17 protein-coding genes, 1 tRNA gene and 1 pseudogene are annotated in these 18594 nt (G+C 71.2%); 5 read left to right on the top strand and 14 right to left on the bottom strand.

Going from position 1 to position 18594, the window contains the following annotated elements; genetic code table 11:
• The first annotated feature begins 37 nt into the window (after positions 1-37).
• From ribD to QRN49_RS12615, 5 genes and pseudogenes are all read left to right on the top strand, one after another.
• Positions 38-1126: a bifunctional diaminohydroxyphosphoribosylaminopyrimidine deaminase/5-amino-6-(5-phosphoribosylamino)uracil reductase RibD gene (gene ribD / locus QRN49_RS12635; RefSeq protein ID WP_260690137.1), complete on the top strand. Its 1089-nt coding sequence runs from the start codon at positions 38-40 to the stop codon at positions 1124-1126.
• 29 nt (positions 1127-1155) lie between these two features.
• Positions 1156-1785 (top strand): annotated as a pseudogene (gene ribA, locus QRN49_RS12630) (GTP cyclohydrolase II); the annotation flags it as partial.
• A 220-nt stretch (positions 1786-2005) separates the two neighbouring features.
• Positions 2006-3385, top strand: a complete 1380-nt coding sequence (locus QRN49_RS12625; protein WP_284756227.1) for an MFS transporter — start codon at positions 2006-2008, stop codon at positions 3383-3385.
• A gap of 140 nt (positions 3386-3525) precedes the next feature.
• Positions 3526-3741 (top strand): hypothetical protein, encoded by a 216-nt coding sequence (locus QRN49_RS12620; protein ID WP_027466417.1) that lies wholly within the window; start codon positions 3526-3528, stop codon positions 3739-3741.
• A gap of 7 nt (positions 3742-3748) precedes the next feature.
• A complete protein-coding gene (locus QRN49_RS12615) occupies positions 3749-5602 on the top strand; it encodes an ABC transporter ATP-binding protein (RefSeq protein ID WP_071404991.1) in 1854 nt (617 codons plus the stop codon).
• An 88-nt stretch (positions 5603-5690) separates the two neighbouring features.
• Here QRN49_RS12615 and QRN49_RS12610 read toward each other — a convergent pair whose 3' ends face one another.
• From QRN49_RS12610 to QRN49_RS12545, 14 genes are all read right to left on the bottom strand, one after another.
• The gene (locus QRN49_RS12610; protein ID WP_502869001.1) at positions 5691-7196 is read right to left on the bottom strand and encodes an NAD-dependent succinate-semialdehyde dehydrogenase; all 1506 of its coding nucleotides are present in this window, start codon (positions 7194-7196) and stop codon (positions 5691-5693) included.
• A complete protein-coding gene (locus tag QRN49_RS12605; protein WP_284756224.1) occupies positions 7193-7813 on the bottom strand; it encodes an isochorismatase family protein in 621 nt (206 codons plus the stop codon). Before QRN49_RS12605 ends, QRN49_RS12610 begins: the two co-directional genes overlap by 4 nt.
• A 23-nt stretch (positions 7814-7836) precedes the next feature.
• Positions 7837-9348: a D-alanyl-D-alanine carboxypeptidase/D-alanyl-D-alanine endopeptidase gene (dacB, locus tag QRN49_RS12600; protein WP_284756222.1), complete on the bottom strand. Its 1512-nt coding sequence runs from the start codon at positions 9346-9348 to the stop codon at positions 7837-7839.
• Between the two features lie 73 nt (positions 9349-9421).
• On the bottom strand, positions 9422-10417 hold the full coding sequence (locus tag QRN49_RS12595) for a Gfo/Idh/MocA family protein (protein WP_284756220.1): 996 nt from the start codon (positions 10415-10417) through the stop codon (positions 9422-9424).
• Between the two features lie 95 nt (positions 10418-10512).
• Positions 10513-10953 (bottom strand): BLUF domain-containing protein, encoded by a 441-nt coding sequence (locus tag QRN49_RS12590; RefSeq protein ID WP_071404995.1) that lies wholly within the window; start codon positions 10951-10953, stop codon positions 10513-10515.
• A gap of 189 nt (positions 10954-11142) precedes the next feature.
• Positions 11143-11940, bottom strand: a complete 798-nt coding sequence (locus tag QRN49_RS12585; RefSeq protein ID WP_071404996.1) for a glycoside hydrolase family 16 protein — start codon at positions 11938-11940, stop codon at positions 11143-11145.
• A 181-nt stretch (positions 11941-12121) separates the two neighbouring features.
• A tRNA-Thr gene (locus QRN49_RS12580) sits at positions 12122-12194 on the bottom strand.
• A 44-nt stretch (positions 12195-12238) separates the two neighbouring features.
• Positions 12239-12874: a TetR/AcrR family transcriptional regulator gene (locus tag QRN49_RS12575; RefSeq protein WP_284756218.1), complete on the bottom strand. Its 636-nt coding sequence runs from the start codon at positions 12872-12874 to the stop codon at positions 12239-12241.
• A 24-nt stretch (positions 12875-12898) separates the two neighbouring features.
• Positions 12899-14041, bottom strand: coding sequence for a DNA polymerase III subunit delta' (locus QRN49_RS12570; RefSeq protein ID WP_071404998.1), 1143 nt, complete (start codon positions 14039-14041; stop codon positions 12899-12901).
• Between the two features lie 25 nt (positions 14042-14066).
• A complete protein-coding gene (tmk, locus tag QRN49_RS12565; protein ID WP_111022285.1) occupies positions 14067-14702 on the bottom strand; it encodes a dTMP kinase in 636 nt (211 codons plus the stop codon).
• A complete protein-coding gene (topA, locus tag QRN49_RS12560) occupies positions 14699-17530 on the bottom strand; it encodes a type I DNA topoisomerase (protein WP_284756213.1) in 2832 nt (943 codons plus the stop codon). Before topA ends, tmk begins: the two co-directional genes overlap by 4 nt.
• A complete protein-coding gene (locus QRN49_RS12555; RefSeq protein WP_110863361.1) occupies positions 17506-17985 on the bottom strand; it encodes a hypothetical protein in 480 nt (159 codons plus the stop codon). Before QRN49_RS12555 ends, topA begins: the two co-directional genes overlap by 25 nt.
• A 1-nt stretch (position 17986) precedes the next feature.
• Positions 17987-18292, bottom strand: coding sequence for a TadE family type IV pilus minor pilin (locus QRN49_RS12550; RefSeq protein WP_284756209.1), 306 nt, complete (start codon positions 18290-18292; stop codon positions 17987-17989).
• A gap of 10 nt (positions 18293-18302) precedes the next feature.
• A complete protein-coding gene (locus QRN49_RS12545; RefSeq protein WP_175330804.1) occupies positions 18303-18545 on the bottom strand; it encodes a DUF4244 domain-containing protein in 243 nt (80 codons plus the stop codon).
• Positions 18546-18594 lie beyond the last annotated feature (49 nt).

Here is an 18594-nt window from a genome sequence, read left to right as displayed (position 1 = left end):
CGTGAGCGACACGGCACGACCCACCGAGGTCCGGGCGATGCGCCGCGGGCTCGAACTCGCGGCCCTCGGGCCCGTCGTCGGTGACCACGCCCGCGTGGGCGCCGTGATCCTCTCCCCCACCGGCGAGGTCCTCGCCGAGGGATGGCACAAGGGCGCCGGCACCCCGCACGCCGAGGTCGACGCGATGGCCAAGGTCGACCCGGCACTGCTGCGCGGCGCGACGGCGGTCGTCACCCTCGAACCCTGCAACCACGTCGGCCGCACCGGGCCGTGCGCCGTGGCCCTGCTCGACGCCGGGATCGCCCGGGTCGTGTACGCGATCGACGACCCCGGAGCCGACGTGCACGGCGGCGCCGACCGACTCCGTGCCGCCGGGGTCCAGGTCGTCTCCGGGGTCCTGGCCGACCAGGCCGAGGCGTTCCTCGAACGGTGGCTGCTCTCGGTCCGGCTCGGCCGACCGTGGGTCACCGTGAAGTGGGCGTCCAGCCTGGACGGGCGTGCCGCCGCCGCCGACGGCACGAGCAAGTGGATCACCGGCGCCGCCGCGCGCCAGCACGTGCACGAACAGCGCGCCGCCCACGACGCGATCCTCGTCGGCACCGGCACCGTCCTGGCCGACGACCCGAGCCTGACCGCGCGCGGGGATGCCGGCGAACTGCTCGCCGACCAGCCCCTCGCCGTGGTGCTCGGCGACCGCCCGGTGCCGGCCGACGCCGCGGTCCGTCGGCACCCGCGGGGGCTCGTCACCCTGCCCGGACACGACCTGGCCACCTCGCTCGGCGCACTGCGCGGGCACGGGGTGCACTCGGTGTTCGTCGAGGGTGGCCCCACGGTCGCCTCGGCGCTCATCGCCGCCGGACTCGTCGACGAGTACCTGGTGTACATCGCCCCGCTCCTGCTCGGCGGCCCCCGTGTCGCCCTCGACGACCTGGGCGTGGGAAGCATCTCCGACCGTCGGCGGTTGGACGTACTATCGACCACCAGCCTCGGCCCCGACCTGCTGGTCCGGGCCCGACCGCAGCATCCGCATCACCAGAACCAGCACCAGCACGACCGCCAGCAGCAGCACGACGCGACACCCGGGCTCGGGAACGACGGGCCCACGAACGACCGGAGCACCCCATGACCGATGCGCTGACCTCCCCCACGCCGGGGAGCCCGGTCAAGTTCGAGGTGTCGACGAACGTGCCGACCACCCACGGCACCTTCCAGATGCGCGCCTACCGCGACCTCGTGACGAGCGCGGAGCACGTCGCGATCATCGGCACCCTGCCCGACGGCTCGATGCCTGCCGACGGCGCGCTCGTCCGGGTGCACTCCGAGTGCCTGACCGGTGAGGCCTTCGGGTCGCTGAAGTGCGAGTGCGGCCCGCAGCTCGACGCCGCGCTCGACACGATCGCGGCCGAGGGCGGCGTGGTCATCTACCTGCGCGGGCAGGAGGGCCGCGGCATCGGCCTCATCAACAAGCTCAAGGCCTACCGCCTGCAGGAGGACGGTCTCGACACCCTCGACGCCAACCTCGCGCTCGGCCTGCCCGCGGACTCCCGCGCCTACGGCGGCGCCGCGGGCATCCTCGCCGACCTCGGCATCACCCGCGTCCGGCTGCTGTCGAACAACCCCGAGAAGCGCCGCCAGCTCGAGGAGCACGGCATCACCGTCGACTCCCTCGTGCCGCTCGTCGTCGGCATCTCGGCGCAGAACGCCGGGTACCTCGACACCAAGCGCGACCGGATGGGCCACCAGCTGCCCGAGCACCTCGAAGCGGGCGCCGGCGCGGGCGCCTGAGCGCGCGCAGGCGGCAGACGCTGCGGCCAGCTGACTCTGGGCTGATTCGCAGGCAGACGACATCTGTCGTATGATCGGGCTTCCGTCACAAGCGGTCCCCCCTCAGCCGAACGCACCCGATCGGTGCCCGCGCCACCCCGCGCGAACCGATCGGTGTCCGCCGTTTCGGATCCTCGTGCTCCCCGTCGGGAGCACGCAGCACGGAAGACCCCGCACTGTCATGACCGCCGCCCCGGCACCCGCAACCCCCACCTCCGCTCCGGCACCCGCCGGCAATCCACGCTCCCGCGTCGTCATCGCGAGCCTCGTCGGAACGTCGATCGAGTTCTACGACTTCTACGTCTACGCGACCGCTGCGGTGCTCGTCTTCCCGACGCTGTTCTTCCCGAACGAGGACCCGACGGCCTCGCAGCTGTCGTCCTTCGTCACCTTCGCCCTGGCGTTCTTCGCCCGGCCGGTCGGGTCGATCATCTTCGGGCACTTCGGTGACCGGATCGGCCGCAAGACCACCCTCGTCGCGTCGCTGCTCGTGATGGGCACCGCCACGTTCCTCATCGGCTGCCTGCCGACGTTCGACACCATCGGTGTCTGGGCCCCGGTCCTGCTCGCCGTGATGCGCTTCGCCCAGGGTGTCGGACTCGGCGGCGAGTGGTCCGGTGCGGCCCTGCTCGCGACCGAGAACGCGCCGAAGGGCAAGCGCGGCGTGTTCGGATCGATGCCGCAGCTCGGTGCCCCGATCGGCTTCCTGCTCGCCAACGGCCTGTTCATCGCGATCAACGCGGCGATGCCCGCCGGCGCCGACGGCACCCCGAACGCCGACTTCCAGGCGTGGGGCTGGCGGATCCCGTTCCTGCTCTCCGCCGTGCTCGTCATCGTCGGTCTCTACGTGCGCTTCAAGCTCGTCGAGTCGCCGGTGTTCCGCGGCGTGCAGGAATCCGGCACGGTCGCGAAGGTCCCGCTCGGCCGGGTGTTCCGCACCTCGTGGAAGGCCGTCATCGTCGGCACCTTCGGCATGGTCGCCACGTACGTGCTCTTCTACTTCCTGACGACGTTCACCCTGCAGTACGGCACGACCGGCACCGAGAACAGCGCGCTCGTGCCGAAGATCGGTCTCGGGTACACCCGTGGCGAGTTCCTGACCCTGCTCATGATCGGCGTCGTGTTCTTCGGCATCTTCACCCCGATCGCGGGGCTGCTCGCCGACAAGTTCGGCCGCCGCAAGACCCTCATCCCGACCACGATCGGCATCGCGCTGTTCGGCCTGACGTTCCAGTTCTGGTTCGCGGCGTCGAGCGGCCCGATCACCGTGGTGACGTTCCTCATCGTCGGGCTCTCGCTGATGGGGCTGACCTTCGGTCCGATGGGTGCGCTGCTGCCCGAGCTGTTCCCGACGAACGTCCGGTACACCGGCTCGGCCATCGCGTACAACGTCGCGTCGATCCTCGGTGCGTCGCTCGCCCCGACCATCGCGCTGGCGCTCTGGAAGCCGGACGGCGACATCTTCCTGGTCGGCCTGTACCTGACGATCGCCGCGGTCGTGACGCTGGTCGCGCTGCTCTTCGTGCGCGAGACGAAGTCGAAGGACATCGCCGACGCCTGATCGGCGACCACTTGATCGACGGGAGGCCCGGTGCCAGCTGGCACCGGGCCTCCCGTCCGTCGTGTGCGCGACCCCACTGCGCGGCTCGCGCCGTCAACGCAGGTTGACGGATGTCGGTGCGTCAATGTAGGTTGACAGGCATGGATCGACCGACCATCACGAGCCTCGCGGCCGGAGCATCAGGGGACGACCCGTTCTCCGCCCTCGCCAACGTGCGGGAGCTGCGCCGTGAGCTCGACCGGACCGAAGAGCTCGCCGCGCGACGTGCCCGCACCGCCGGCGCCTCGTGGCAGGAGATCGCGACGCTGCTCGGTGTCAGCCGACAGGCAGTGCACAAGAAGTACGGCAGAAACTAGGAACACGATGAGCTTCCCCTTCGCACGCCCGAAGACCTCCGACGGCCCCCGCGCCACGTTCGGTCGCCTGCTGTCCTACCTGTTCGAGAACAAGCCCGCGATGGTCGTGATCATCGTGCTGAGCGTCCTCGGTGCGGGAGCCTCGCTCGCGCAGCCGCTCCTGGTCAACCAGGTCATCACCGCGGTGCAGCAGGGCAACACCCTCAGCACGCTCGTGTGGCTGCTGGTCGGGCTCGTCATCGTCGCGGGGGTGCTGAACGGCGTGCAGCACTTCCTGCTGCAGCGTGCGGGCGAGGGCGTCGTACTCTCCACCCGCCGCAAGCTCATCGCCCGCATCCTCAACCTGCCGATCTCGGAGTTCGACACGCGGCGCACCGGTGACCTGGTGTCCCGCGTCGGCAGCGACACCACGCTCCTGCGCGCCGTCCTGACCCAGGGGCTGATCGAGTCGATCGGCGGCGCGCTCACGTTCATCGGCGCCATCATCGCGATGGCGATCATCGACCCGCTGCTGCTCGGCATCGTGATCGTGATCGTCCTGATCGCCATCGTCGTCGTCGGCGGGCTGAGCCGCCGCATCCGGGTCGCTTCGAAGCGTGCACAGGAGAAGGTCGGCGACCTCACCGCGGCCGTCGAACGCGGGATCGGCGCGGTCCGCACCATCCGAGCAGCCGGCGCCACCGAACGCGAGGTGCGCGAGGTCGACGGCCACGCGACCGAGGCCTACAAGCGGGGCCTCGACATCGCCAAGATGTCCGCGTTCGTCGTCCCCGTCGCGAGCATCGTCATGCAGGTCGCGTTCATCGCCGTCCTGGGCGTCGGCGGGGCACAGGTCGCCGCCGGCACCATCACCATCGCGACGCTCATCACGTTCATCCTGCTGCTCTTCATGATGATCATGCCGCTCGGCCAGGCGATGGGCGCGGCCGTGGCCGTCGCCCAGGCGCTCGGCGCGCTCGGCCGGATCGAGGAGATCCTGCACCTGCCGACCGAGTCCCAGGACGACGAGTCGGTCCGGCCCGCCGCAGCGGTCGCCACCGACGACGCCATCGCGTTCGAGCACGTCTCGTTCCGGTACCGCGCCCAGGCGGACGCCTCGGGTGCGGACGGCGCGGTCGCGTCCGACCCCGCGGACCGTCCAGGAGGCCCGGATCGCGTCGACGACGAGCGCCCGGCCGACGACGTGGTGCTCCACGACGTGTCGTTCCGGGTGCCCCGCGGCTCGCGTGTTGCACTCGTGGGTCCGTCCGGTGCCGGCAAGTCGACGACCCTGGCGCTGATCGAGCGGTTCTACGACCCCACCGACGGCGTGATCCGCCTGGGTGGCATCGACGTCCGCGGCATGGACCGCGACGAGCTCCGGGCTCAGATCGGCTACGTCGAGCAGGATGCCCCCGTGCTCGCCGGCACGATCCGCGCCAACCTGCTGCTCGGGTCGCCGAACGCCACCGAGGACGACTGCGTCCGGGTGCTCGAGGCGGTCAACCTCGGCGAGGTCCTGCACCGCGATCCCCGCGGTCTCGACGCGCAGGTCGGTGAGGACGGCGTGATGCTCTCCGGTGGCGAACGACAGCGCCTGGCCATCGCCCGCGCGCTGCTCGCCGCTCCCCCGATCCTGCTGCTCGACGAGTCGACGTCGTCACTCGACGGGGTCAACGAGCAGAAGATGCGGCTCGCGATCGACGCCGTCGCCGAGGACCGCACCCTGCTCGTGATCGCCCACCGGCTGTCGACGGTGGTCGACTCCGACGTGATCGTCGTGCTCGAGCACGGCCGCGTCGTCGGCAGCGGCACGCACTCCGAGCTCGTCGAGTCGACGCCGCTCTACCGCGACCTGGCGAAGCACCAGCTGCTGGTGTGATTGCCGGTACGGCCGCGAGTACCGCGGCCGTACCGTCGATCCGGGCCCGGGCCCGGGCTCGGGCTCGGGCTCGGACTCGGGCTCTGGCTCAGGCGGCGAAGGGGTCCGGCGTCAGCACGTAGACGGTCTCGAGGTACTCCTCGATGCCCTCGTGCGACCCCTCGCGGCCGAGGCCGGAGGACTTCACGCCGCCGAACGGGAACGCCGCATTCGAGACGACGCCCGTGTTCAGCCCGAGCATCCCCGTCTCCAGACGCTCGGCGAGCCGCTGACCGCGCCGGAAGTCGGTCGTGAAGGCGTAGGCGATCAGCCCGTACTCGGTGTCGTTGGCGAGCCGGATCCCCTCGTCCTCGGTGCTGAAGCGCGTGACCGAGGCGACCGGTCCGAAGATCTCCGTCGTCATGATCTCCGAGCCGGGCTGCACGTCGTCGATCACCGTCGCCTCGTAGAAGGTGCCCGGACGGTCGATCCGGTTGCCGCCGGTGACGAGCCGGGCACCGCGACCGAGGGCGTCGTCGACGAGCGAGGCGGCCTTGTCCACGGCACGGTCGTCGATGAGCGGTCCGAGCGTCGTGCCGTCCTCGGTGCCCCGGCCGACGCGCAGGGCGTCCACCTTCGCGGTGAGGGCCGCGACGAACGCGTCGGCGATGCCGTCCTGCACGAAGAACCGGTTCGCGGCGGTGCAGGCCTCGCCCGTGTTGCGGAACTTCGCGAGCATCGCCGCGTCCACCGCCTCGTCGAGATCGGCGTCGTCGAACACGAGCAGCGGAGCGTTGCCGCCGAGCTCCATGCTCGTCTTGAGCACGTTGTCCGCCGCCTGCTTGAGGAGCGCCGAACCGACCGGGGTCGAACCGGTGAACGTCAGCTTGCGCAGGCGCGGGTCGGCGATGATCGGCTCCGACAGTCCCTTGGCGTCACTCGACGGGATCACGTTGAGCACGCCGTCCGGCAGCCCGGCACGGCGGAACAGCTCGACCAGGAACAGGGTCGTCAGCGGGGTGAGGTCGGCCGGCTTCGCGACCACCGTGCAGCCGGCGGCCAGGGCCGGGCCGATCTTCCGCGTCGCCATGGCGAGCGGGAAGTTCCACGGGGTGATCGCGTACACGGGGCCGACCGGACGCTTCAGCACGATCGCGCGGCCGGTGCCCTCGGGGTTCGTGCGGTAGTCGCCGGTGATGCGGACCGCTTCCTCCGAGAACCACCGCAGGAACTCGCCGCCGTAGACGACCTCACCGCGGGCCTCGGCCAGGGGCTTGCCCATCTCGAGCGACATCAGGGCCGCGAGGTCGTCGGCGTGCTCGTGCACCAGGTCGAAGGCCCGGCGCAGGATGTCCGAGCGCGTGCGTGGGGCCGTCGCCGCCCACGACTCCTGCACCGCGGCGGCTGCGTCGAGGGCCGCGAGGCCGTCCTCGGGGGAGGCGTCGGCGACCTCGGCCAGGACGGCACCGGTCGACGGGTCGTGCACGGCGAAGGTGGACCCGCTCGACGAGGCGCGCCAGGTGCCGCCGATGAAGAGTCCGGTGGGGACGCCCTCGACGCGGACGTGCTCGTCGGCGACGGTGGTGGTGGTTTCGTTCGTGATGGTGTCGGTCACAGTCGTGCTCCTCCTGGGTTCGCGAGGCCCTCGTCCATGTCGCTGCGGTCGACGTGTCCGCCGACCGCCCGGATCTCGTCGAGCGCCCGGGCGCTGCGCTCGACGTCGACGCCGGCCACCAGGTCCTCGTACACGGCGACGTCGAGGCCCGCGGCACGGGCGTCGAGCGCCGAGGCACGGACGCAGTGGTCGGTCGCGATGCCGACGACGTCGACCGTGTGCACGCGGCGCTCGGCGAGCACCTCGGCCAGCGGGACGCCCGCCTCGGTCCTGGCCTGGAACGCCGAGTAGTCCGGCGTCCCCTGCCCCTTGCGGACGTCGACGTCGATCAGTGCGGTGTCGAGATCGGGGTGGTACTCGGCACCGGGCGTGCCGGCGACGCAGTGCACCGGCCACGTGTCGACGAAGTCGGGTCCGTCGGGCCCGGCGAAGTGTCCGCCGTTGTCGTCGTCGCCGTGGTGCCAGTCGCGGGACGCCACGATCAGGTCGTACTCGTCCCCGTGCCGACCGAGGAACGCGGTGATGCGCTTCGCGAGCGCCGCTCCCCCGGTGACCGCGAGCGCACCGCCCTCGGTGAAGTCGTTCTGAACGTCCACGACGAGCAGTGCTCTTGCCATGGGTCCATCCAACACCCGTCGGCTCAGGAGCCGGTGAGCTTGCTCCCGCACGAGTACGTCGCGGCGGTCACCGCATCGAGTGCCGGCAGTGCTGCTGCACGCGGCGATCCGATGGCGTAGAAGGCGAAGGTCAGCCGCGACCCGTCGGCGGCGTCGATGTAGCCGCCGAGGGTGTTCGCGCTGTCGATCCAGCCCGTCTTGGCGTGCACCTTGCCGCGAGCGACCGCGTTCGCGCCGGTGAACCGGCTGGCCAGGGTGCCGGACTGGCCGGACACCGGCAGGGCGTTCGCGAGCGTGCCGAGGCCCTTCGCGCCGGAGGCGACCTGCACCATGAGGTGTGCGACGAACTCCGGCGACACGGCGTTCGAGGCACTCTCGCCCGAGCCGTCCTTGATCACGATGCCGGCCGGGTCGAGGCCGTAGGAGCGCAGTGCCGACTGGTACACGGACGACAGCGACGCCGCCGAGCCGTTCGACCCGGACTCCTTCGAGGACACCCGGGCGAGCATCTCGGCCAGGGTGTTGTCCGAGTTCGGGATCATCTGCCCGATGAGCGTCGACACCGGCTGCGACGACACCGTGGCGATCGTCTCGGTGCCGGTGGTCGCCCGCTTGACGATCTGCGCGGACGAGGCGCCGGCGACGCCAGCGTTCGCCAGTGCCGTCCGGAAGGCGATGCCGGCGCGTCCGACCGGGTCCTCCGACCGGGGCGAGGTCGCCGCTGCGGGGTTCGCCCGGTCACCGTCGACCATGAGCGCCGTGACCTTCGGCTGGTACCCGATGGTGCGCTCGGACACCGGCCACGTGGGGTCCCAGGCGTCGGCGTCGCTCCAGTACGAGTCGTCGGTGACGATCGTGGTGACCGGGGTGTCGCCGACCTTCGCCTTCACCTGCTGCGCGAGCTGGGCGAGGGTCGGGGCGCCCGGGTACACCGTGCCGCCGCCGGCGGACAGCGTCGCGTCGCCGTGGCCGACCAGGGCGACGGTGTTCGCGGACTCCCGTGCGACGGTCGTCGGGATGCGGTGGTCGCCCCCGAGCACGGACAGCGCGGTCGCCGAGGTCAGGGTCTTCATGACGCTGCCGGTCTGGGCGGCCCGCTCGCCGTGCTTGGAGAACAGGACCTTGCCCGTCTTCGCGTCCATCACGTACCCCTCGAAGTCGCCGAGGCCGCTCGCCGACGCAGCCGTCGCGATCGAGCAGGTCCGGAGCGCGGACGGACCGGCGAGGTCGTCCGGCACCGCGCGGGCATCGGCGGTCGGGGTGGGGGACGGCTTCGTGGTCGGGCGCTTCGTGGTCGTCGTCCGGTCCGGAGCCGAGGACGCGGTCCGGGTCGGGCTGGGCGCCGCAGCGGCCCGGGAGTCCGGGGTCGTGGCCGCAGCGACGGCGACGGCCCCACCGGAACCGACCACGAGCAGCGCCGCGAGACCACCGGCGATCCACGGGACCGGGCGTCGCGCGGCGGAGGCGCGCACCGCGGTGACGGCGGCGCGGAACCGCTCCGGGACGGAACGCGGGGTGGGCTGCTGCTCGGACATCGCGACCGATCCTACGGAACTGCGGCAGGAGCCTCCAGGCCGGATCCGGGATCCGTGGCGGACGGGCGCCGGATCAGGGAGCCGTGACGGGACCGTCGGCCGGGTACCGGACCCCGACCTGGCGTCGTGCCTCGTCCAGCACCGCCATGATCGCGACGGTCTCGTCCGGGTCCATCGGGCCGCCGTCGTGGCGGCCCGACGTGATCATCGCCTCGAAGGCGCGGGCCTCGTGCTCGTAGCCGGCGAGCTCCTCGCGGCCGTCGAACTCCTCGACGACGGCACCGTCGCGGTCACGGATCCGCCAAGTGGTCGGCGTGTACCAGGTGGCGTCGAGGTCGATGCGGCCGGTCTCGCCGATGATCGACGCGGTGTTCGGGCTCCGCAGGTCCATCCCGAAGTGGATCATCGACTGCGCACCTCCCTCGTGCGTCATGACCAGGCCCATCTGCTCGTCGACGCCCTGCTCGCTCAGCGTCCCGGCTGCGACCAACGCGGTCGGCACCCCGAGCACGTCCACGGCGAAGGACACCGGGTAGATCCCGAGGTCGAGCATCGCTCCCCCGCCGAGTGCCGGGTCGCGCAACCGGTGGCCGGGGTCCGTCGGGAGCGCCTGGTGGTGGGTCGCCTCGACCGCCATCGGGCGGCCGATCCGGCCCTCGGCGACGATCTCGCGGATCATCGCCATCTGGGGCAGGAACCGGGTCCACATCGCCTCCATCACCGCGACGCCCGCCTGCCGAGCCGCGTCGACGACCGTCCTGGCCTCGGCCGCGGTCATCGTGAAGGCCTTCTCGACCAGGACGTGCTTGCCCGCGCGGATCGCGAGCAGGGCGTCCTCGGCGTGCCGGACGTGCGGGGTCGCGACGTAGACCGCGTCGACGTCGTCGTCCGCCACCAGGTCCTCGTAGGAACCGTGGGCCCGCTCGATGCCGAACTCGGCGGCGAAGGCCTCGGCGTGTTCGCGGGTGCGGCTGCCCACGGCCGTGAACACGATGCCGGCCGCGGTGCAGTCACCCACGAAGGACCGTGCGATGCCTCCTGTGCCGATGACTCCCCAGCGAACCGTCATGGGTCCTGTCTACCAGCGCGGGGTGTGGCGCGGCTCGCGGCGGTCGTCAGCGGGGTCCGCGTCGGGCGGTCAGCGGCGGTGCCCGCTTCGGGTCGTCAGCGGCGGTGCTTGCCGAGCGCGGCGTCCGGGGCGGCCATCGGGTGGTTCCGGAACCAGCGCAGGAGCTCACGGGCACGGCTCGTGTCGGCGCTCGCATCGCCCTCGGCGAGGAACGAGTCGAAGCCGTCGGGCAGGTCGGCTTCGGCCTCCCGGTGGAACGCCATCTTCCACTCGCCGAAACGCCGGGTGTGGATGCGCTCCTCGACGAGCAGGCCGACGTCGGTGTGCCGCGGGTCGTCGATGATGCGCTGGTACGTCTCGAGCACGGCTGCCTCGGGGCCCTCGAGCAGCTGCATGAACCGGCCGTCCTTGTAGACGAGCAGACCGGACAGGCCGGACGCGGTGTTGCGGACCCGTGCGTGCTCGAGCAGTGCGTCGAGCCGCTCCTGGTCGAACACCTCGTTCGCTGCGCTCATGTAGACCAGGGACAGCAGCATGACGACCTCTCGGTGACGACGGAACGGGTTCGTGTCCCATCGTTGTCCGAGTGGCCCGGCAGGGGAATCCCCAGAACGGGGATCGTTCCCGCCCGCGCACCCGCGTCGAGGTTCGGGTCATCGACGCGAGCACACGGGTGTCGGGTCGTACGACCGGACTGATTCGGAGCCCCCGTCCGGGGGGTTTGGTCACTCCGTGTCGTAGGTGCGGACCCAGTCGATCTGCACGTGCCCCGGGTCGCCCCAGTTGCCGATCTGGAACATGTAGCGGTGCGGCGTGGTGGGCACGTTGCGCGGCACCGTGAACACGAGCTTGCCGTCGAGGTAGTACCGGATGATCTTCCCCGGCACCCACTCGGTCGTGTAGGTGTGCCAGTCGTTCCAGGACACCCGGGTGTTGTAGTGCTCGGTCCGCTTCTCGAGCCCCTGGAGCATCGAGTGGTGGAAGACGCGCGGTGAGCCGTTGAACTGGCCCTCCGGGTAGTTCAGCTCGCCGTCCGCCCAGGCGTTCGACGTCGGCCAGAGCATGACCGCGATCCCGTTGCCGTCACCACCGGTCGCCCGCGCACGGATGCTGAAGGTGCCGCCGACGTGTGACCAGGCGCCGGTGGGCGTGCCGAACGTTCCGGCAGCGCCGTGCTCCCCGTCCATCGCGACGTCCAGGTAGCCGTCGTGGGCGCTGATGAGCTTGTCCGAGTAGTACTTGCCGCCCGTGCCGTCGGGGTACGGCTGCCACGAGTTCCGGTACGTCTCGGCGAAGGGGCCGCCAGCTGCGGCGGGGGTGTCGAAGTCCTCGGAGAAGGTCGGCTCGCGGTCCGCGAGGTACGCGGGGCCGGTCGCGGACGCCGTCGGGGTCGCGGACGGACCGGTGCTCGGCGACGAGGTCGATGCGGACGTGGCACGGGACTCGGGCACGGCTGCCGCGGTGACCGCGAGGGCTCCGGCGGTGGCAGCGACCACGACGATGACCAGGACACGCTTCAGCACGGCGGCACCGCCGGTGGAGCGCTGGGCTGGTGGTCGGTCATCGTGTCCCCCGTTTCGCGGACAAGGTTAGCCCGCGAACGCGCCCGACGTCTGTCCCTCGGGCGAGGGACACGGGTTTCGTCCGGAATACGAAAACCCCGGTCAGAGCCACTTCGAGTGGGCCTGACCGGGGTGTTCACGGAGCCGCCTGTCGGAATCGAACCGACGACCTATTCATTACGAGTGAATCGCTCTACCGACTGAGCTAAGGCGGCGCACACTCCATATCCGGAGTGGCACGAGCAATGACTATACAGGTTCAGACGAGTGAACGCGAAACCAGCACGCCGAGCTCGGAGAAGGACCGTTCGAGCTCGTCGACCAGGTGTGTTCCGGCCTCGGAACCCGACCACTCCCACCACGCGTGGCGCAGGGCGGCGAGGGCGACGATGGCCGCGAGACCCGCGCGGCGGCGGAGTGCCTCGGCGTCGGCGGCGAGCTCCGGGTCGGCGTGTTCGAGCCGGCGCGCGACGGCCGTCTGCAGCTCCGCCTGGAACTCCTTCATGGACGCCATGCGACGGCTGAACAGCTCCGGGTTCGCGCGGAGCACCTGCTGCCGCTCCTCGATGAGCCCGCGCTCCTCGATCAGTTCCCGCGTGGAGTGCACGAGCAGCGTGCCGATGTCGGCGAGCAGGTCTCCGCTCGGACCACCGTCGACGAACGCCTGCAACACGGCGTCGTCGGGCAGCTGCGGGTCGTCCCCGAGGATCGCCTGCTCCTTGCTCGGGAAGTAGTTGAAGAACGTCCGGGGCGAGACGTCGGCCCGCCGGGAGATCTCGTCCACTGTCACCGCGCCGAGGCCGTCCTCGATGGCGATCCGGAGCGCAGCCTGCTGGATGGCGCGCCGGGTGGCGCGGCGCTTCCGTTCGCGCAGGCCGGGTTCAGCGTCGGGCATGCCGTGATTGTCGCACGCCGGGCCTCAGCGGCGGGCGCGGGCGATGGTGACGAGCAGTGCTTCGAGCGCCAGGAGTGCCGCCACGTTCGCCGCGATGCGCTGGCGCGCCAGGGCGACGGCATCGAGGACCTCGAGCGCGGCAGCGGGCGGTGTCGTCGGCAACGCGTGTTCGAGCTGGTCCTGCATGGCCAGGTTGACCGGTTCCGCCGGGGCTCCGAGCCCCAGCAGGAGCAGGTCGCGGTACAGGGACGAGACGTCGACCAGGATCCGGTCGAGGCCGTCACGCAGGCTGCGGGTCGCCCGGCGTTTCTGGTCGTCCTCGAGAGCACGGAGCTGCGACCGGAGCGCCGGCGGGATCGTCCCGCCGGGTTCGACCCCGAGCGAGCGCAGGGCTGCGTCGCGCTCTTCGGAGTCGCGCTGCTCGGTGATGGACTTGGCGTCCTCGTCGGCGACGGCGAGGAGTTCGGCGGCCGCCATGACCGCGTCACCCACGCTCCGCACACCGAGCACGGTCGTCAGGGTGCGGCGGCGACGGTCTCGGGCCGGCTCGCTCGTGGCCAGGCGCTGTGCCATGCCGATGTGGCTCTGCGCCTGACGAGCAGCATCCATCGCGAGGGCACGGTCGACACCGGTCCGGGCGACGAGCAGGTCGGCGACGGACTCGATGCCGGGCACGCGCAGGCGGACCGAGCGGACGCGTGACCGGATCGTCGGCAACAGGTCGGCCTCACTGGGGGCGCAGAGGATCCACACCGTGCGCTCCGGGGGTTCCTCGAGCGCCTTGAGCAGCAGGTTCGAGGTGCGCTCGGTCATGCGGTCGGCATCCTCGATGATGACGACCCGGTAGCGGCCGACCGACGGCGAGTAGTACGACGAGGTGACGAGCTGCCGGATCTCGTCGATGGTGATGATCACGCGCTGGGTCGTGAGCACCGAGACGTCGGGGTGGGTCTTCGCGGTGATCTGCCGCAGGGTGTGGTCGTCGTCGGGGCCGTTGCCCACGAGCGCCGCGGCGAAGGCGGTCGCCACGTTCGACCGACCCGACCCGGGCGGGCCGGTGATGAGCCACGAGTGCGTCATGCCGCCGGTGCCGTCGGTGGACTCGGCCGCGTTGCGCAGCGACGCGACCGCTTCTTCCTGCCCGGTCAGGCCGTCCCACACGCTCACGGGACCATCCTGTCAGTGACCACCGTCATGCCGGGTCGATCCCGACGAGCGGGGCGACCGCTCGACGGACCGCGTCCTGCACGGTGTCGGTCGGGGCCGAGGCGTCGACCACCAGGAAGCGCGCCGGCTCGGCCTCGGCCATCGCGAGGAAGGCCTGACGGACGGACTCGTGGAACGCGGCAGCCTCGGACTCGAGACGGTCGAAGGTGTCGCCCCGCGCCGCGGCCACCCGGGCGCGTCCGACGGTGACGTCGAGGTCGAGCAGGATCGTGAGGTCCGGTGCGAGACCGTCCGCTGCCCACTCCGAGACGGACCGGACCTGCTCGGCGCCGAGCCCGCGCGCGACGCCCTGGTAGGCGACGGACGAGTCGATGTAGCGGTCCTGCAGGACGACCTCGCCGCGTGCGATCGCCGGACGGACGACCGTCTCGACGTGCTGGGCTCGGTCGGCCGCGTACAGCAGCGCCTCGGCCCGGGGCGCGACGTGGCCCCGCTCGTGCAGGACCATCTGCCGGATCTGGACGCCGAGGTCGGTGCCGCCGGGCTCGCGGGTGCGGACCACGGTCCGACCGTGCGCACCGAGCCACGCCGAGAGCAGCTCCGCCTGGGTCGTCTTGCCCGCGCCGTCGCCGCCCTCGAGCGTGATGAAGCGACCGGTCACTTCTTCTTGGCCGCCGTCCGACGAGCCGGGGTCTTCTTCTTGACCGGCCCCTTGGCACGCTTGTCGGCGATGAGCTGGACCGCGCGGGCGTGGTCGACGGCTTCGACGTCCTCGCCCTTCGGGATGGTCGCGTTCGTCTCGCCGTCGGTGACGTACGGGCCGAACCGGCCGTCCTTCATCTTGATCGGCTTGCCGGACACCGGGTCGGCGTCGAACTCCTTGAGCGCGGCGCTCGCGGTGCGGTTGCCGCCGTACTTCGGCTGCGCGAACAGCTCGAGTGCACCGGGCAGGTCGATGTCGAAGATCGCGTCCTCGCCGGGCAGGGTCCGGGTGTCGGTCCCCTTCTTCAGGTACGGTCCGTACCTGCCGTTCTGCGCCGTGATGTCGTTGCCCGTCTCCGGGTCCTGGCCGACGACGCGGGGCAGGTCGAGGAGCTTCAGCGCGGTCTCGAGGTCGACGGTCTGCGGGTCCATCGACTTGAAGAGCGAAGCGGTGCGTTCCTTCGGCGCCGCGGCCTTCTTCGTCGTCTTCTTCGCAGGCGCCTTCTTGGCGGGGGCCTTCTTCGCCGTCGCCGTCGCCGAGGCCGTCTCGCTCGTCGCGGTCGCAGCAGCCGCGTCGGCCACGGGGGCCTCTGCCGCCGCTGGCGCTTCGACGACCTCGCCGGTCTTCGGGTCCACGGTGGGTTCGGGCTCCGGGGTGCGCTCCGTGACGTAGGGGCCGAAGCGGCCGTCCTTCGCCAGGACCTCTTTTCCGGTCTCCGGGTTGATCCCGACGACACGGTCGCCGATCACCGGGGCGTCGACGAGTTCCTTCGCCTTCTCGACGGTCAGTTCGTCGGGAGCGAGGTCCTCGGGCACGTTCACGCGCCGCGGCTTCTCGGGGTCGTCGCTCGGCACCTCGATGTAGGGGCCGTACCGACCGATCCGGAGCGTGAGGCCCGGAGCGAGCTCGACCGAGTTGATCTCGCGGGCGTCGATCTCACCGAGGTTGTCGATGACCGTCCGCAGGCCGCGCTGGTCGTCGTCGCCGCCCCCGAAGTAGAAGCCCTTGAGCCAGTCCACCCGGTCCGCGTCGCCGCGAGCGATGCGGTCGAGGTCTTCTTCCATCTCGGCGGTGAAGTCGTACTCCACGAGCTCGCCGAAGTACTCCTCGAGCAGGCGCACGACGCTGAACGCGATCCAGTTCGGCACCAGCTGCGTGCCGCGGAGCGAGACGTAGCCGCGGTCGATGATCGTCGGGCTGATCGTGGGGTAGGTCGACGGACGCCCGATCCCCAGCTCTTCCAGCGTCTTGATGAGGCTCGCCTCGGTGAAGCGCGGCGGCGGGGTGGTGTCGTGCCCCTTCGCCTCGACGTCGGTGACCGAGAGGTGCTCGCCCTGGGCCACGTTCGGCAGGGCGACGTCCTGACCGGCACGCTCGGAGGACTCGTGGCGGTCCTCGTCACGGCCTTCTTCGTAGGCGCTGAGGAAGCCGCGGAACGTGATGACGGTGCCGGAGGCGGTGAACTCGGCGTCCGTGCCGTTCGCGGTCGAGGCGATGCCCTCGACCGACTCGGTCGAGGAGATACCGAGCACGATCGACGCGGTCGAACCCTTCGCGTCCGCCATCTGGGACGCGATGGTGCGCTTCCAGATGAGGTCGTAGAGGCGCCACTCGACACCGGTGAGGGTGCCCTGCAGGTCCTGCGGGGTACGGAAGGAGTCGCCGGCGGGACGGATCGCCTCGTGCGCCTCTTGCGCGTTCTTGCTCTTGCTCGCGTACAGGCGGGGCTTGTCGGGCACGGTGGCCGAGCCGTACAGGTCCGCTGCCTGCTTGCGGGCCGCGTCGATGGCCTGCTTCGAGAGCGAGACCGAGTCGGTACGGATGTAGGTGATGTAGCCGTTCTCGTACAGGGTCTGCGCAGCGCGAGCGGTCTGTCGCGGGGACAGACGGAGCTTGCGCGCGGCTTCCTGCTGGAGCGTCGACGTGGTGAACGGCGCGGCCGGGCGTCGCGTGTACGGCTTCGAGTCGACGCTGCGGACGGTGGCGTCGCCGGCGCGCTCGAGGACCGTGGTCAGCGACGCGGCAGCGGCCTCGTCGAGCCGGACGACGTCACCGCTGAGCGTGCCGCGGTCGTCGAAGTCACGGCCGGAGGCGACGCGGGTGCCGTGGATCCGGGCGAGTCGCGCCGAGAAGGAGGACTCGCCGGCCTTCTCGAACCGGGCGGAGAGGTCCCAGTAGTTGGCGGACACGAAGGCCAGGCGCTCGCGCTCGCGGTCGACGACGAGACGGGTGGCGGCGGACTGCACGCGGCCGGCGGACAGACCAGGGGCGACCTTGCGCCACAGGACCGGGGAGACCTCGTACCCGTACAGCCGGTCGAGGATGCGGCGGGTCTCCTGCGCGTCGACGAGGGCGGTGTCGAGCTCACGGGTGGCTTCCTGCGCGCGCTGGATCGCCTCCTTCGTGATCTCGTGGAAGACCATCCGCTTGACGGGGACCTTCGGCTTCAGGACCTGCAGCAGGTGCCACGCGATCGCTTCACCCTCGCGGTCTTCATCTGTTGCGAGGTAGAGCTCGTCGGCGTCCTTGAGGGCGCGTTTCAGCTCGGAGACGGTCTTCTTCTTGGCGTCGGACACGACGTAGTACGGCTCGAAGCCGTTGTCGACGTCCACCGAGAACTTGCCGAGGGAGCCCTTCTTGAGTTCGGGCGGCAGGTTCTTCGGCTCGACGAGGTCGCGGATGTGTCCGACCGAGGCCTGGACTTCGTATCCGTCACCGAGGTATTGCGCGATCGTCTTCGCCTTCGCAGGGCTCTCGACGATCACGAGCTTCTTCGTGCCTGGCACGTGTCTCCTTGATCGATGGTGCTGATCGGCCCTGGCCACGAGCGTGTCCGGGTCGACCGGGACATCGGTGACCGCGGGCCGACAGGCACACCATACACATAGTGTTCGGGCGGGTCGCCTGCCGGACCGGCCACCGCGAGTGCGCCGACGACGAACGGTCCGGTGCCCACGACCACGCGGACGCGGGCCGTGGTGGCGACGAGTTCGCAGGCGTCGAGGGCGGCCCCGTTCGCCGTGGCGATCCGGGTCGCGACCGCACACGGCTCCCCCGGTACCAGCCCGGTGGCGGCCGCCGCGGTGCCCACGGCGGCGGCGTCGGCGGCGCCCTGGGCGCGGAGGGCCTGCGTGCGGTGACCGGCGGCGGCGAGCGCCGTCGACCCGACGAGGACCCCCACGCCGAGGACCGCCACGAGCAGCACGGTCGCCGAGCCGCGTTGGCCGTCGGGGATCGTCACGTCACCCCCCTCGGGCCGCGGCGCACGCCGTCGCGGTCAGCGGGAGCGCCGCGAAGGGACCGGTCCCGCCGCGCGTGGCGTCGACGCAGACCATGTCACCGTCCGACCGGACGACGACCGAGACCCCCGGAGCGATCCGGTCGGCCGCGGACCGGCCCTCGTGCTCGTCGTCACGCCCGATCGCCCGGGCGGCGGTGGCTGCGGCGAGTTGCAGACGGCCCTGCGCGTCGACGACGAGGACGGCCGCGACGAGGGCGGTCAACACGATCGCCACCACGGGGAGCGCCACCGCGAACTCGACGGTCACGGAGCCGCGCTCACAGCGAGAGCGCGCCACGGACGAGGTCGGTGAGGATGGTCTGGACCTCGCCGGAGCGCATGACCGCGACGAGCACACCCGCGAAGGCCACGGCGGCGAGGATGACGACCGCGTACTCGGCGGTGGCTGATCCCCGGTCGTCCCGCAGCCGGGACGACCACCGGGCGACGAGGCGACGCGGGCGACGGTGGTGGCGGATGGCCCGACGGGTGCGGCGGTCGGGGGATGACGTGGTGCTCATGGAGTCCGTCCTTTCTGTTGGGTGGGACCAGCGTGTCCTGGCCGGGGTG

It is taken from the genome of Curtobacterium sp. ME-Dv--P-122a, assembly GCF_030209645.1.
GTDB lineage: Bacteria > Actinomycetota > Actinomycetes > Actinomycetales > Microbacteriaceae > Curtobacterium > Curtobacterium flaccumfaciens.
The sequence above is the reverse complement of the archived record's forward strand: the minus strand, read 5'-3'. Positions and strand labels throughout refer to the sequence as shown.

Excerpts from the sequence above, each read along its gene's own strand:
- ribD (WP_260690137.1), top strand. The coding sequence starts at position 38 with ATGCGCCGCGGGCTCGAACTCGCGGCCCTCGGGCCCGTCGTCGGTGAC.
- QRN49_RS12625 (WP_284756227.1), top strand. The coding sequence starts at position 2,006 with ATGACCGCCGCCCCGGCACCCGCAACCCCCACCTCCGCTCCGGCACCC.
- QRN49_RS12620 (WP_027466417.1), top strand. The coding sequence starts at position 3,526 with ATGGATCGACCGACCATCACGAGCCTCGCGGCCGGAGCATCAGGGGAC.
- QRN49_RS12615 (WP_071404991.1), top strand. The coding sequence starts at position 3,749 with ATGAGCTTCCCCTTCGCACGCCCGAAGACCTCCGACGGCCCCCGCGCC.
- QRN49_RS12605 (WP_284756224.1), bottom strand. The coding sequence starts at position 7,813 with ATGGCAAGAGCACTGCTCGTCGTGGACGTTCAGAACGACTTCACCGAG.
- dacB (WP_284756222.1), bottom strand. The coding sequence starts at position 9,348 with ATGTCCGAGCAGCAGCCCACCCCGCGTTCCGTCCCGGAGCGGTTCCGC.
- QRN49_RS12595 (WP_284756220.1), bottom strand. The coding sequence starts at position 10,417 with ATGACGGTTCGCTGGGGAGTCATCGGCACAGGAGGCATCGCACGGTCC.
- QRN49_RS12590 (WP_071404995.1), bottom strand. The coding sequence starts at position 10,953 with ATGCTGCTGTCCCTGGTCTACATGAGCGCAGCGAACGAGGTGTTCGAC.
- QRN49_RS12575 (WP_284756218.1), bottom strand. The coding sequence starts at position 12,874 with ATGCCCGACGCTGAACCCGGCCTGCGCGAACGGAAGCGCCGCGCCACC.
- QRN49_RS12545 (WP_175330804.1), bottom strand. The coding sequence starts at position 18,545 with ATGAGCACCACGTCATCCCCCGACCGCCGCACCCGTCGGGCCATCCGC.